This is a genomic window from Psychroserpens sp. XS_ASV72, assembly GCF_041224425.1.
GTDB lineage: Bacteria > Bacteroidota > Bacteroidia > Flavobacteriales > Flavobacteriaceae > Psychroserpens.
In genome coordinates this window covers 281,258-295,121 of record NZ_JBGFGL010000077.1, presented here as the reverse complement: position 1 = coordinate 295,121, position 13,864 = coordinate 281,258, and the positions used below count along the sequence as shown (strand labels likewise).

Sequence of the window (13,864 nt, the reverse complement as noted above, 5' to 3'; positions counted from 1 at the left end):
TTGTAGAAATTTTTATGAAGAGAAAGATTTTAATTGTCGACGACGAGCCCAATATTGTAATGTCGTTAGAATACACCTTTAAAAAGCAAGATTTTGAGGTGTTCATTGCAAGAGATGGAAGTGAGGCTTTGGAGATATTGGAAAGTGAAGTGCCAGATGTTGTATTGCTGGATATTATGATGCCGAACGTAGATGGCTATCAAACGTTGACACAGATAAAGAACAATGAAAAGTTAGCGGATACTAAAGTGGTATTCTTAACTGCAAAAAATAAAGCTTCAGATATTGAAAAAGGTTTAAAACTTGGAGCAGATAAATATTTAACCAAACCGTTTTCAGTAAAAAAAATAGTTTCAGAAATTCTTGAACTACTCAATTAAGTATTGGTTTTGTGTGCAAACAAACTAATGTTTAATTAAAGTTTTAAGATATGAAATTTCGCATCAATCCTTTAGCATCAGATATACTCATCTGTATATATGCTATAATAACTTTATACGTCAGATTTAAATTTGAAAACGAATCCAATGTAGATGCTGGATTGTCTATAGTCATGGGCATTTGCTTCTTGGTAATCGTTTGGGCATTGATCAAGCTGAAAGTGCTCAACCCAAATTGGTTTGGCTTGTTTAATTCGAAAAAAATAAAGTCATGAATTATCAGGAGTTTTATAAAAAAAGTATTGATCAGCCTGAACACTTTTGGAAAGCACAAGCCGATGCATTAGAATGGTTTAAATCTCCCAATGCTATTCTATCAAAAGATGAGCATGATTATTATCAGTGGTTTGAAGATGGCCAGCTCAATTTGAGTTATCTCTGTATTGATAAGCATATAAATGATGGTTTCGGTAATCAAAATGCGATCATCTATGATTCACCAGTAACAGACACAAAACAACATATTACCTTCAGTCAGCTTCATGAAGAAGTGTCTAAGTTGGCAGGTGGTTTAAAAGACTTAGGCTTACAAAAAGGTGATACTTGTATAATTTACATGCCAATGATTCCGCAAGCTATTTATGCAATGTTGGCATGTGTTCGCTTGGGCATAATACATTCAGTCGTTTTTGGAGGTTTTGCGCCTCACGAATTAGCGATTCGAATTGACGATTGTAAACCCAAAGCTATTATTACAGCTTCCAACGGAATAGAAATACAACGCATTATTCCATATAAACCATTTGTTGATGAAGCTATTGTGCAAGCAAAACACAAACCAAATCACGTTGTTGTATTCGACCGACAGTTAGGTGTTGAAATTCCTAAAGAGGATTATGATGTTGATTACAGTGATTTGGTTAGTAGTTCAAAACCAGCTGAGGCCATTCCTTTAGATTCGACACATCCTTCTTATATTCTTTATACTTCAGGCACCACAGGAACACCTAAGGGTATCATTCGAGATACTGGAGGTTATGCAACTGCATTGAAATTTTCCATGAAATATGTCTATGGAATCAATGAAGGAGATACTTACTGGGCAGCGAGTGATGTAGGTTGGGTGGTTGGGCATAGCTATATTGTCTATGCGCCTCTTTTGAATAGAAACACCACAATTTTATTTGAAGGAAAACCAATTAAAACACCTGATGCTTCAACATTTTGGAGAGTCATAAGTGAGCATGAAGTGAAAGTGATGTTTACGGCTCCTACGGCAATTCGAGCTATCAAAAAAGAAGATCCTGAGGGAAAACTGATTAATAAATTCGATTTATCTTGTTTAAAATATCAGTTCCTTGCTGGTGAACGCTGTGATGTGGCAACCTTAACTTGGACAGAGCAGCATTTGAAAGTACCTGTGATTGATCATTGGTGGCAAACCGAAAGTGGTTGGCCTATGTTGGCTAATATGGTAGGCGTAGAGTTGCAACCAGTAAAACCAGGTTCTGCTAGTTTTCCTGTAAGTGGCTATGATATCCAAATTCTTAACGAAGATGGTGAGCAGGTTTCAGATGGTATTGAAGGCTATGTGGCAGTTAAATTACCATTGCCTCCAGGTACTTTGATGAATCTTTGGGGAAATCCTGAGCGATTTAAATCAGGCTATCTTGACCGTTTTCCAGGCTACTATTTTTCTGGAGATGGTGGCTATCGTGATGAAGATGGTTATATATTCATTACAGGTCGCGTAGATGATATTATCAATGTGGCTGGTCATCGTTTATCAACTGCCGAAATGGAAGAGGTGGTGGCTTCCCACAAATCTGTAGCTGAATGTGCTGTGTTTGGAGTGCATTGCGATTTGAAGGGTCAGAAACCTTTAGGACTGGTAGTTTTAAAATCAGGAGATTTGAGTAATGAAGAAAGTATTCAGAAGGATATTATTTTAGACGTCAGAAAAGAAATTGGAGCTGTAGCATCCTTTAAGGATGTCTTGGTAGTCAATCGTTTGCCTAAGACCCGAAGTGGAAAAATTCTTCGTAAACTATTGCGCAATATAGCCGATGAACAACAGTATAATATTCCGTCAACCATTGATGACGTTACTATTATCGATGAAATTAAATCCGTATATCAAACCCATAACATTGGGATTCATAATCTAAAAATTAATTAAGCATGAGTAATTATCATATCAAACATTTAGAAGAATATTATCAAGTATATCGAAAATCGGTACGCAACCCTGAAGTATTTTGGGAGGAAATCGCTGAAGAGCATTTCATGTGGCGAAAAAAATGGGATAATGTTTTGAGCTGGGACTTTTCAAAACCTGAAATCAAATGGTTTGAAGGTGCGCAGCTTAATATCACTGAGAATTGTATTGATCGGCATTTAGCGACTCGAGGTGATAAAACGGCTATTATTTTTGAACCTAACAGTCCAGATGAGGAAGCTGAACATATAACTTACAAGCAATTACATGACCGCGTATGTAAGTTCGCCAATGTTTTGAAATCTAATGGCATTTCTAAAGGCGATCGTGTTTGTATTTATTTACCAATGATTCCAGAGTTGGCGATTTCAGTTTTGGCGTGTGCTAGAATTGGAGCCATCCATTCTGTGGTATTTGCTGGTTTCTCTTCAACAGCTTTAGCAACTCGAATTAATGATTCCGATTGTAAGATGGTCATTACCAGCGATGGGTCGTATCGTGGTGCAAAAACCATTGACCTTAAGGGGATTGTAGATGAAGCGCTTCAGGATTGTAATTGCGTGGAAACTGTTTTGGTTGCAAAACGCATTGAATCTGATATCCAGATGCAAGATGGTAGAGACTATTGGTTAGCACCATTATTGGAGAATGCAGATGCTGATTGTCCAGCTGAAACTATGAATGCTGAAGACCCATTGTTCATATTGTATACTTCGGGTTCTACAGGAAAACCTAAAGGGATGGTTCATACTACGGCTGGTTATATGGTTTATACAGCTTATACATTCAAGAATATCTTTCAGTATCGTGAAGAGGATGTTTACTGGTGTACAGCAGATATTGGATGGATTACTGGTCATAGCTACATTGTTTACGGACCATTATGTAATGGTGCTACAACCATTATGTTTGAAGGTGTGCCAAGTTATCCTGATTTCGGACGCTTCTGGGATATTGTTCAGAAGCATAAAGTGAATCAATTCTATACGGCTCCAACAGCCATTAGAGCTTTAGCTAAGGAAGGTGTGGAGCATTTGGAAAAATACGATTTGTCCACCCTTAAAGTTCTCGGAACGGTTGGAGAACCAATTAACGAAGAAGCTTGGCATTGGTATGATGATAATGTCGGTAAGAAAAAAGCGCCTATTGTCGATACCTGGTGGCAAACGGAAACTGGAGGTATCATGATTTCTCCTATTGCGTTTGCAACACCTACTAAACCAACCTACGCAACCTTGCCATTTATTGGGATACAACCAGCGTTGATGGATGAGAACGGACAAGAAATTAAGGGCAATCAAGTCGATGGCCGATTGTGCATTAAATTTCCTTGGCCAAGTATGGCAAGAACGATTTGGGGCAATCACCAACGTTATAAGGATACCTATTTTTCAGCCTATGAAAACAAATACTTTACAGGTGATGGTGCGTTAAGGGATGAAGTCGGTTATTACAGAATTACAGGTCGCGTTGATGATGTGATTATTGTTTCTGGTCATAATCTTGGAACAGCGCCTATTGAAGATGCCATCAATGAACATCCAGCAGTTGCTGAAAGTGCAATCGTCGGATTCCCACATGACATTAAAGGAAACGCATTATATGGTTATGTGACTTTAAAAGAAACTGGTGAAACCCGTAAGCATGATAATTTGAGAAAGGAGATCAACCAGATTATTACCGAGCAAATCGGACCAATAGCCAAGTTGGATAAGATTCAGTTCACCACAGGTCTTCCTAAAACACGAAGCGGTAAAATCATGCGTCGCATTCTTAGAAAGATCGCTAGCAAGGATACCAGTAATCTTGGAGATACAAGTACCTTATTGAATCCAGAAGTCGTTCAAGACATTATGGATAATGCGTTGTAATATTTTAGTAAAGAGCACCAAGGCAGCAATGTCTTGGTGTTTTTTTATTTTCTGAATTTGTTTTGAAGATCTTTAACGGCTTCAGCTATACGTTCGTCATTGATATTCGAATTGATCACTTTTGGTGGTGCTTGTCGTAAGTCACAATTTTTAATCGCACAACGTTCACAGGTCACACCAACATCAGCTTTTTGAATGGATGGATTATTGGCAAAAGCTATTTTCTTATGGCTTTGGGTATTGAGCTGTATGCCAATGCTAACACTTCTGAACCAATTAGGCTTAAAAGGGTCTGGAGTTGCTGAAGAGAGTACAAGATAGCTTGTTTTGTGATCAGGATAATTGGAGATTTGAATGTCAAACTGATGGTTTTTATCAGATTCGCTTAATGAATTTATGACTCTTAGAGAAACCCATCGTCTGCAATAATGCTCGTTGGTTTGATTGGCGTGAGGCGATTGCTTTTCAGATAAGTGCAATTCTTTATTAAGACTGTAAACCTGAGAACCTTTTTTATGTGAAAATCGAAGAAAGAACAAACTTTTTAAATTAAAATCTTTCGGTAAAATATTTGTCAGTCTTTGATAAACAGATTCAGGAGACGCATTATAGCCATTCAAAATAGTATTGAAGTCACTAGCATCGAAAGTCGTTTTGGAAAACAAATTTTTTAAATCGCTTACCAATCGCTTCCTTGGAATAATCAAAGCGCCAGCAAAATAAGAAGCATAAAAATTATTCAGCACTTGGTCAAAATTATCAAACTCTATCCAAGAAAACGTATACAATCGTTCTTCAATTTTTAGATAATTATAGGCAATTTCCTTAGCATAGATAAAGGTTTTCTGTGCATCATCTATTTGATTGGAAAGTAATAATGTTTTGGATTCTGGTACAAAAACAGAACGCAGGTTGTCCAATTCCTCGTATTCTGAAATGGCTTCCTCATTAATAGTATAACTATACTCTTCAACCAAAATATCTTCAAGTTCTTGGGAAGAAATTTTTTGCGTTAGATCTACCTGATAGGTTTTTGAAAATGTCACAACCGATTGCTCTAAATCTTCGAAAAAATTATGGTTAGCTTCTTGAAAAGACCGTACAGATGCTAAATAAAAATTCTCTCTACTGAAATTATAATTTTCAGCAATTTCAATAATTGTACTTATAAAAGCTGTTACTTTTGATGGAGCATTTGATACGATATCAATCAGAGTGCTTTCTTGAATACCGAATAACTCCAATGGGATTTCTTTCAAGATTTTAGACTGAAGAATCTCACCAATTGGAGCTAGCTTTTTATCCAATTTTAACGATACTAAATCATCGTATGAAACCTCTAAACATTCAGAAAGAATAGCAATTTTATCTGGTTTAGGATATTTTTTTCCTTTTTCAATTTCATTCAAATACGATTTTGATAGTCCGCTCAATTTCGAAAGTCCAAATAGCGATAAGCCCTTATCTGTACGGACTTGCTTAAGTTTTAAACCGAAAATTATTTTGATATAATCTTGCTCCATAAACACAAATATATAACAATTTGCGAATATCAATTTTAAGCGAATTTTATAAATTAGCGAACGTTCGCTTGTTTTTTTCAAAAATAGGTTGTAACATTGTTTCATCAAAATATTTAGGTATGGAAATCTCAACTACAACTCAGCAAAACATCAAGTTCTCACAATCGGTAAACAATGTCTATCCAGACATATTAACAGAAGATGCATTGGTGTTTTTAAATGCTTTACACGAACGATTTAATCAGAAAAGACTTGAACTACTAGAACGACGCGAAAAGCAACAGTCTATTTTTGATGCTGGCAAGTTTCCGTCCTTTCCAGTTGAGACTAAAGACATTCGTGAATCAGAATGGCAAGCAGCTGTAATTCCAGAAGATTTGTTGGACAGACGTGTCGAAATTACAGGTCCAGTAGATCGAAAAATGGTAATCAATGCCCTTAATTCTGGAGCAAAGACTTTTATGGCCGACTTTGAAGACAGTAATGCACCAAGTTGGAAAAACAATATGGAAGGTCAAATCAATTTGCGAGATGCCAATACGAAGACCATAGAGTTAATAGATGAAGCGAGAGGCAAACATTATACACTAAATGATGAGACAGCGGTACTTTTGGTAAGACCAAGAGGGTTGCATCTTAATGAAAGCCATTTATTGGTAAATAATGAAGAGATGTCTGGGAGTTTGGTCGATTTCGGACTATACGTGTTTCATAATACCAAAACATTAAAGGAAAACGGATCGGCACCTTATTTTTATTTACCAAAGTTGGAACACTATTTAGAAGCTCGTTGGTGGAATTCGGTTTTTGAATTCGCCCAAGCTTACCTTGGTGTGCATCAAGGAACGTTCAAAGCAACCTTACTCATAGAAACCATTACGGCAAGCTTTCAGTTAGACGAGTTCATTTATGAACTGAAAGACCATATTGTGGGATTGAATTGTGGTCGTTGGGATTATATATTTTCATACATCAAAAAATTCAGAAACCATAAAGGATTTATTGTACCAAATCGTGATCAGGTAACCATGACAACGCCATTCATGGCTGCCTACTCAAATCTGGTAATTCAGCGTTGTCATAAAAGAGGCATTCATGCTATGGGTGGCATGGCAGCACAAATTCCAATTAAAAATAATCCTCAAGCCAATAAGGCAGCGCTAGAAAAAGTAAGATTAGACAAGGAACGAGAAGCCAAAAATGGTCATGATGGCACTTGGGTGGCGCATCCTGCTTTGGTAGATGTTGCGATGAAAGAATTCGATAAATATATGCCAACACCAAATCAGATATTCAAAAAGCGTGAAGACATAACAATTACTGAGGCCGATTTAGTTGAATTACCACAAGGCACGATAACTGAAGCAGGTATTAGAAAAAACATCAATGTCGGCATTTTGTATCTTGAGGCTTGGTTACGAGGTTATGGTGCGGTAGCACTTTACAATTTAATGGAAGATGCAGCAACCGCTGAAATCTCCAGAACCCAAATTTGGCAATGGCTTAAAAATGAAGTTTTCCTAGAAGATGGACGTGTTTTCAATCAGGAATTGTTTGAATCCATTTTTGATGACGAGGTTGAAAAAATCATTACTGAGGTTGGGGAAGATGCTATAGAGAGTACAAAATTTGATAAAGCAATAACACTTTTCAGAACTCTAGTCACACAAGATCAGTTTGAAGAATTTTTAACGCTTCCAGCGTATCAATATTTATAAAAAAAATCCCGAGTATGCGGCAACACACTTCGGGATCCATATTAAATCAAATAGTTCATTAATACCTTTCAAAATTATGAAAAAAATACCACAAAGCAATTATGCTTCAGCTTTGAAAACTATTCAAGACCTCAAAGCTAAATTTGGAAACTCTTGGGATGTGATCCAACCAGAACATGTCGCTAGAATGGCTGCCCAAAATCAATTTAAAACAGGATTGGATATTGCAAAATATACAGCTGCAATCATGCGAAAAGATATGGCTGAATATGATGCAGATGCTTCAAAATTCACGCAATCTCTTGGATGCTGGCATGGATTTGTGGCGCAACAAAAAATGATTTCTGTAAAAAAACATCATAAAACAACCAATAAAAAGTATCTATACCTTTCGGGTTGGATGGTTGCAGCGTTGCGTTCAGAATTCGGTCCGCTACCAGACCAATCCATGCACGAGAAAACTGCAGTTCCAGCTTTGATTGCCGAGATTTATGATTTTTTAAGACAAGCAGATGCTATTGAACTCAATGATTTATTCCGCAGACAAGCAAATGGAGAGGATGTTCAAGACGACATTGATAATTTTGAAACACACATTGTTCCAATTATTGCAGATATTGACGCTGGATTTGGTAATGAAGAGGCGACTTACTTATTGGCAAAAAAGATGATTCAAGCTGGTGCTTGTGCCATTCAAATTGAAAATCAGGTTTCTGATGCCAAACAATGTGGTCACCAAGACGGAAAAGTAACGGTTCCTCATGAAGATTTTATAGCAAAGCTTAATGCTGTTCGTTATGCGTTTTTAGAGTTGGGTGTTGATGATGGTATTATTGTGGCACGAACAGATTCTGAAGGTGCTGGTCTAACCCAAAAACTGCCTGTAAGTAAAGAGACAGGTGATTTAGCCTCTCAATATTTAAGTTTTGTGGATGCTGAAGAAATTACAATCCAGGATGCTAAGGAAGATGATATCCTTTTGAAGCGCAATGGAAAGTTGATGCGACCAAAGCGTTTGCCGAATGGGCTGTATAAATTCAAGGAAGGATCCAATATTGATCGCGTTGTTTTAGACTGTATCACAAGTCTTCAGAATGGTGCCGATTTGTTGTGGATTGAAACACCTACACCAAATGTGAAGCAAATTGCCCACATGATGAATAGAGTTAGGGAAGTAGTTCCAAATGCTAAATTGGTCTATAATAATTCGCCTTCCTTTAATTGGACTTTAAACTTCAGAAATCAGGCTTATGATGACATGCTCGCTGAAGGAGAGAACATGACGGCTTACGACAGAAATAATCTAATGGATGTGCAATATGATGGTACCGAATTGTCCTTCCGTGCAGATGAAAAGATTAAAACTTTCCAGATGGATGGCGCTAAGGAAGCTGGGATTTTTCATCACCTGATTACCTTACCAACTTACCATACAACAGCACTGCATATGAATGATTTAACCGAAGGCTATTTTGGTGCGGAAGGTATGTTAGCTTATGTGAAACACGTTCAACGAGAAGAAATCAGAAAAAATGTAGCTTGTGTAAAACACCAAAGAATGGCAGGTTCAGATTTAGGTGATGATCATAAAACGTTTTTTGCAGGTGATAATGCATTAAAGGCTGGTGGTGAGAAAAATACATCAAATCAGTTTAATACGAATGACAATTTATCTGAAGTAAAGAAAAAATTAAGCGTTGTAGCTTAAAACGTAACCAAGTAGCGTTAGAATATGACATAATTCTAATACTTAGTTTTTTAGTTAGGGAAAAGCACACTCTATTAGAGTGTGTTTTTTTATGTACTGAACTATAATCGTTTAGATTTCTATACTTGTGGTATTATTTTTATATTTAAAGTGTATTTGCTACTAACCAACCAAAAAACAATGCCCAAAAAACTTCCTTTTTTTGTTGTTGCAGTATTTTCTATAATCATCGGACTCTATCCATTAGCCTATTTTGTGTCAAATTATAAATCGGGTTTATTGAGTACAAAAAGTCTTGTTTTACTTCAAGATGGTCTATGGAATATTGGCTTTTATAGCCATATATCACTTGGTGGTTTAGCCTTATTTATTGGATGGACACAATTCAGTAAAAAATTAAGAAGAAAAAATATTAGGTTGCACCGAAATATTGGAAAGGTTTACATAATTTCTGTCCTGTTAAGTGGTATATCCAGTCTTTATATAGCTTATTTTGCCACAGGAGGATGGATTGCATCTTTAGGTTTTAGTTGTCTCGGAATTTTCTGGATTATTAGCACTTTAATAGCCTTTTTAGAGATTAAAAACCATCACATCAGAACACATCAAAAGTTTATGATTTATAGTTATGCGGCTTGTTTTGCTGCTGTAACTCTTAGAATTTGGTTGCCATTGCTAACAGCAATCACAAATGATTTTATGGTGTCTTATAAAATTGTTTCCTGGTTATGTTGGGTCCCAAATTTAGCGGTTGCAAATCTAATTGTAAAGAAACGAAAGTTATAAAGTTAACATGGTTTTAATACAATTTTAAAACTCAATGTGTAAATTATTAAACTATAAAACTCTAAATTTATTTTCATGAAAGTCAATGCGTACGCTGCATCTGAAGCAGGATCAGAATTACAGAAATTTCAATATGATTTACCAGAAATCGGTAACGAACAAATAGATATTAAAGTTCATTATTGCGGACTTTGCCACAGTGATTTAAGTATGATTAATAACGATTGGGGAAATTCGCAATATCCTTTGGTTCCTGGTCATGAAATTGTTGGAGAGGTTGTGGCAGTAGGTTCTGAAGTCAAAGGAGTTCAAGTTGGAGATCGTGTTGGAATGGGTTGGTACTCAGCTTCATGTATGCATTGTAATCAGTGTATGGATGGTAAGCAGCACCTCTGCAGTGATTCTGAAGCCACAATAGTGGGTCGTCATGGTGGGTTTGCTGATTATGTTCGAGGTCATTGGTCTTGGGTAACCAAATTGCCTGAAGGCATCGATATGTCGAAAGCAGGACCTTTATTTTGTGGAGGAATAACCGTGTTTAGCCCAATAGTTATTTCTGGCGTTCAACCAACAGATAAAGTTGGAATTATTGGGATTGGCGGTTTGGGTCATATGGCACTGAAGTTTCTTAAGGCTTGGGGTTGTGAAGTCACCGCATTTACTTCTAACAAATCTAAAACAGATGCGTTAAAAGCTATGGGTGCGCATCAAGTTGTTGATTCAACCGATTCTGAAGATTTGGAACGCATCGCTGGAACTCTCGATTTTATTTTGAATACAACCAACGTGAAATTAGATTGGACGAGCTATATAACTGCTTTAGCTCCTCAAGGAAAATTGCACACGGTTGGAGCTGTTCTAGATCCAATGGAAATTCCTGCGTTTAGTATGATTGCTGGTGAAAAATCTGTAGGTGGAAGTCCGTTGGGAAGTATTGCCTTAACCCGAAAGATGCTCGAGTTTTGTGTGCGTCATGACATATACCCAACTGTTGAAGTTTTCGATATGGCAGATGTCAATAAAGCTTTAAAGCATCTTCACGATGGGAAAGCCAGGTTTAGAGTGGTTTTAAAAGCTTAGTTAAAACCAAGACCTAAAAAGCCTTAAGCTTAAATGCTTGTATTTTTGCTTTAATTTAGATGATAGCTTCAAAAATAAAAGCGCTGTCAAATAAGCATCGCCAGAGGCTGTATGTCTGTCGTGCATAGTGATATTAAAGAGTTGACAAAGTTCATCTAAACTCTTGGGCTTGTTATCGTTTATATACTTGGTTTTTTTATATAATATTCCAGTATCGATAACCTTATTTTTAAGTTTAGGTAATTCCAATCTTTTCAAGGCTTCATTGATCATGGCAATATCAAATGCCGCATGATGCGCTACTAAAACAGAATTTCCTATGTGTTCTATAAATAATTTAATACTCTCTTTCTCACTAATTTTTGAAAAGGAACCTTCTTTTAGTAAGCCATGTACTTCTACAGTTTTAGGGTTGAATGTGTTTTGTTTGATATAACATTCCAAACTATCGGAAATATTGATTTGAAAATTTTTAATGGCAACTGTTCCTATGGAAAGAATTCTATCCTCTTTCAGATTTAATCCTGTGGTTTCCGTATCAAAAATAACGAAGCGTACAGCATTGATGCTCTGAGGCTTTTCCTTGAATGCATTTAAATATGCCTTGTAGAAATCTGGAAGCTTTTTATGTGAATTAAACCAACGCATTACATCATTTGCGATAACATAAAACGTACACGAACCAATTCTTGGATGTCCTTAATGGGTTTGAAGCAACCTTTGAGTTTCAAACGATCTGATTTAGAAAGGCTATCAATGTCAATATAGCGTCCTGAAGTGTTGTTTTTTATGCCATGTTGTGTTCTGAAACGTAATAGAATTCTAAAGGCTTGAATGCAGGAGTTGTATAAGTCACTATTTTGAGGCTCTAGTTCACTTAGTTTATTATAGCGTGCAATCGTATTATTGATATCTTTAATCTCATGCGATAAAATTAGCAATCGTGCCGCATCGACCAAAGGCATCATGGCTCTTGCCTTAATATCAAACTGATCTTTATGATCTCCTGAATCTTCGACAAGAAAATTTCTGAAGAAACTCAAAGGTGGTGGATTGGTCAAGGCGTTTTTCCCTAAGAAATTCAGAAAAATCTCATAACTATCAATGGCATCAAAAATACTATCAGACATTTCATCTACAAGATCATGATTACCGTATACATGATCGTAATCAAAAAAAATGGTGCATAACATGATTTTATCAGTGTCAGGATGCGTGATCCATGTTTTGAATTGGGATTTCCATTCAGAAACAGATAAGCACCATTTCGGATTGCTTGCCATCATTTTTGCAGGACATAGTTCAAAACCAACTATGCTGAGCTTATGATTTACGGCTTCTGATAATTTTAGAAAATAAGACTTTGTATTTGTATCGTCTGTGACATTCTCATAAACCAAAGCATTATCTTGATCTGTTAGCAACAATTGTTCTTTTCGTCCTTGACTTCCAATAGCTAACCATGCAAAGCTTGTTGGAGGTTCTTGCTTCAATTCTTCAATACTTAAGGTGATACAGCGCTTTGTAATAGCATCATTAATAGCAGAAATAATATTGCTTATAAAGGTGATAGGAATATGTTGTTCAATATAATTTTGCAATAAACCTTGCGCCTTTTCCCTAATTTGTTTCAGTTGTTCAGCAGAAGAAGCACGTTTTACTTCCTTTATCAAGACTGAAGGGTTGTTACCGTGAATTACAATAATGTCGTGTTCTGACAAAATCCCTACCAATTCTGAATGAATAGTGCCATCTTTAGTGATACACAAATGCGAAATCTCGTGTTTGAGCATGGCTATTTGCGCTTCGGCTACGGTTATGGTATCGGGAAAAGTGATGACTGGTGTGGACATAATGGCTTCCACATGTTCGGTTATTTGATGTTTACCTGTCGCAATTTTATTCCGTAAGTCTTTATCTGTAATGATTCCTAATGGCTTATTGTCTTCAGCAATAATTATAGAGCCTACTTTGCTAGAACTCATTATCAATGACGCATCTTGAATTGTTGTATTTGGTATACAGGTAATTGGGTTTTTTGAAAAAGAAGCCGATTGCACCTCAGTAAAACTAGACGCATTGGGTTGCAAAACTGTTTCGTTGGCAAAAAGCGTTCCTTTATCCTCATCTGAATACGGATTACGAGTATTTGTGGCAAAAGAAGCAATGATAAACCTATTGGCCTTTATGTTGGTGTTGAGAACTTCTTCAATTAGTTTTGCAGGAATGCCATAAACAATACTTTCCTCAGTAGCAATAGCATTGAGTAGATATTGGTCTTTTCTGATGATGGCACGTAAGCCAAAAATATCACCTTCATCACATTGGTCTACTAATGTATGATCTCTGTAAATCCCGATGGCGCCATCCTTAACAACATAAAAGCAATCGTGCAAAGCCTCTTGCTGCCCAAAAACAACACTGTCTTTTTCGAAATACGATACCTTGACCTGCTTTGAAATAATCAATAACTGCTCATGTGTAAGCGAATCAAAAGGAGGAAAACCCTTTAGGAAATCGAGTATGCGTTCAGCAATGGTATTCTTCATCTTACTAATTTATAGAAAATTAATAGGATAG

General features: G+C 36.5%; 11 protein-coding genes. 7 read left to right on the top strand and 4 right to left on the bottom strand.

What is annotated here, in order from left to right:
- The first annotated feature begins 14 nt into the window (after positions 1–14).
- Entirely contained in the window at positions 15–380 is a 366-nt protein-coding gene (locus tag AB9K26_RS10190) for a response regulator (RefSeq protein ID WP_369972466.1), read from the top strand.
- 43 nt (positions 381–423) lie between these two features.
- Here the strand turns inward: AB9K26_RS10190 and AB9K26_RS10185 are convergent, their stop codons facing one another.
- Complete coding sequence (locus AB9K26_RS10185; RefSeq protein WP_369972465.1) at positions 424–609, bottom strand: hypothetical protein; 186 nt, start codon at positions 607–609, stop codon at positions 424–426.
- Positions 610–651: 42 nt separating this feature from the next.
- Here AB9K26_RS10185 and AB9K26_RS10180 point away from each other — a divergent pair, with 42 nt between their 5' ends.
- Both AB9K26_RS10180 and acs read left to right on the top strand, forming a co-directional pair.
- Entirely contained in the window at positions 652–2,559 is a 1,908-nt protein-coding gene (locus tag AB9K26_RS10180) for an acetate--CoA ligase (RefSeq protein ID WP_369972464.1), read from the top strand.
- 2 nt (positions 2,560–2,561) lie between these two features.
- Positions 2,562–4,469 (top strand): acetate--CoA ligase, encoded by a 1,908-nt coding sequence (acs, locus tag AB9K26_RS10175; protein WP_369972463.1) that lies wholly within the window; start codon positions 2,562–2,564, stop codon positions 4,467–4,469.
- Between the two features lie 44 nt (positions 4,470–4,513).
- Here acs and AB9K26_RS10170 read toward each other — a convergent pair whose 3' ends face one another.
- The gene (locus AB9K26_RS10170; protein ID WP_369972462.1) at positions 4,514–5,992 is read right to left on the bottom strand and encodes a helix-turn-helix domain-containing protein; all 1,479 of its coding nucleotides are present in this window, start codon (positions 5,990–5,992) and stop codon (positions 4,514–4,516) included.
- A 119-nt stretch (positions 5,993–6,111) separates the two neighbouring features.
- On the opposite strand from AB9K26_RS10170, the gene aceB reads away from it, so the two are divergent.
- The 4 genes from aceB to AB9K26_RS10150 all read left to right on the top strand — a co-directional run bounded on the left by aceB (position 6,112) and on the right by AB9K26_RS10150 (position 11,284).
- Positions 6,112–7,710 carry a malate synthase A gene (gene aceB, locus AB9K26_RS10165; protein ID WP_369972461.1) on the top strand — a complete coding sequence of 533 codons (1,599 nt, stop codon included), beginning with the start codon at positions 6,112–6,114 and terminating at the stop codon, positions 7,708–7,710.
- Positions 7,711–7,786: 76 nt separating this feature from the next.
- A complete protein-coding gene (locus AB9K26_RS10160) occupies positions 7,787–9,418 on the top strand; it encodes an isocitrate lyase (RefSeq protein ID WP_369972460.1) in 1,632 nt (543 codons plus the stop codon).
- 180 nt (positions 9,419–9,598) lie between these two features.
- Entirely contained in the window at positions 9,599–10,204 is a 606-nt protein-coding gene (locus tag AB9K26_RS10155) for a DUF2306 domain-containing protein (protein ID WP_369972459.1), read from the top strand.
- A gap of 75 nt (positions 10,205–10,279) precedes the next feature.
- A complete protein-coding gene (locus tag AB9K26_RS10150) occupies positions 10,280–11,284 on the top strand; it encodes an NAD(P)-dependent alcohol dehydrogenase (RefSeq protein WP_369972458.1) in 1,005 nt (334 codons plus the stop codon).
- Here the strand turns inward: AB9K26_RS10150 and AB9K26_RS10145 are convergent, their stop codons facing one another.
- Positions 11,285–11,932 carry a PolC-type DNA polymerase III gene (locus tag AB9K26_RS10145; RefSeq protein ID WP_369972457.1) on the bottom strand — a complete coding sequence of 216 codons (648 nt, stop codon included), beginning with the start codon at positions 11,930–11,932 and terminating at the stop codon, positions 11,285–11,287. It abuts the gene before it with no gap.
- Entirely contained in the window at positions 11,932–13,833 is a 1,902-nt protein-coding gene (locus AB9K26_RS10140) for a DUF294 nucleotidyltransferase-like domain-containing protein (protein WP_369972456.1), read from the bottom strand. Before AB9K26_RS10140 ends, AB9K26_RS10145 begins: the two co-directional genes overlap by 1 nt.
- Between the last annotated feature and the right edge of the window lie 31 nt (positions 13,834–13,864).

What these genes read in the sequence shown, in the direction of transcription:
- AB9K26_RS10190 (WP_369972466.1), top strand. Translation starts at nt 15, where the DNA reads ATGAAGAGAAAGATTTTAATTGTCGACGACGAGCCCAATATTGTAATG.
- AB9K26_RS10180 (WP_369972464.1), top strand. Translation starts at nt 652, where the DNA reads ATGAATTATCAGGAGTTTTATAAAAAAAGTATTGATCAGCCTGAACAC.
- acs (WP_369972463.1), top strand. Translation starts at nt 2,562, where the DNA reads ATGAGTAATTATCATATCAAACATTTAGAAGAATATTATCAAGTATAT.
- AB9K26_RS10170 (WP_369972462.1), bottom strand. Translation starts at nt 5,992, where the DNA reads ATGGAGCAAGATTATATCAAAATAATTTTCGGTTTAAAACTTAAGCAA.
- aceB (WP_369972461.1), top strand. Translation starts at nt 6,112, where the DNA reads ATGGAAATCTCAACTACAACTCAGCAAAACATCAAGTTCTCACAATCG.
- AB9K26_RS10160 (WP_369972460.1), top strand. Translation starts at nt 7,787, where the DNA reads ATGAAAAAAATACCACAAAGCAATTATGCTTCAGCTTTGAAAACTATT.
- AB9K26_RS10155 (WP_369972459.1), top strand. Translation starts at nt 9,599, where the DNA reads ATGCCCAAAAAACTTCCTTTTTTTGTTGTTGCAGTATTTTCTATAATC.
- AB9K26_RS10150 (WP_369972458.1), top strand. Translation starts at nt 10,280, where the DNA reads ATGAAAGTCAATGCGTACGCTGCATCTGAAGCAGGATCAGAATTACAG.
- AB9K26_RS10145 (WP_369972457.1), bottom strand. Translation starts at nt 11,932, where the DNA reads ATGCGTTGGTTTAATTCACATAAAAAGCTTCCAGATTTCTACAAGGCA.
- AB9K26_RS10140 (WP_369972456.1), bottom strand. Translation starts at nt 13,833, where the DNA reads ATGAAGAATACCATTGCTGAACGCATACTCGATTTCCTAAAGGGTTTT.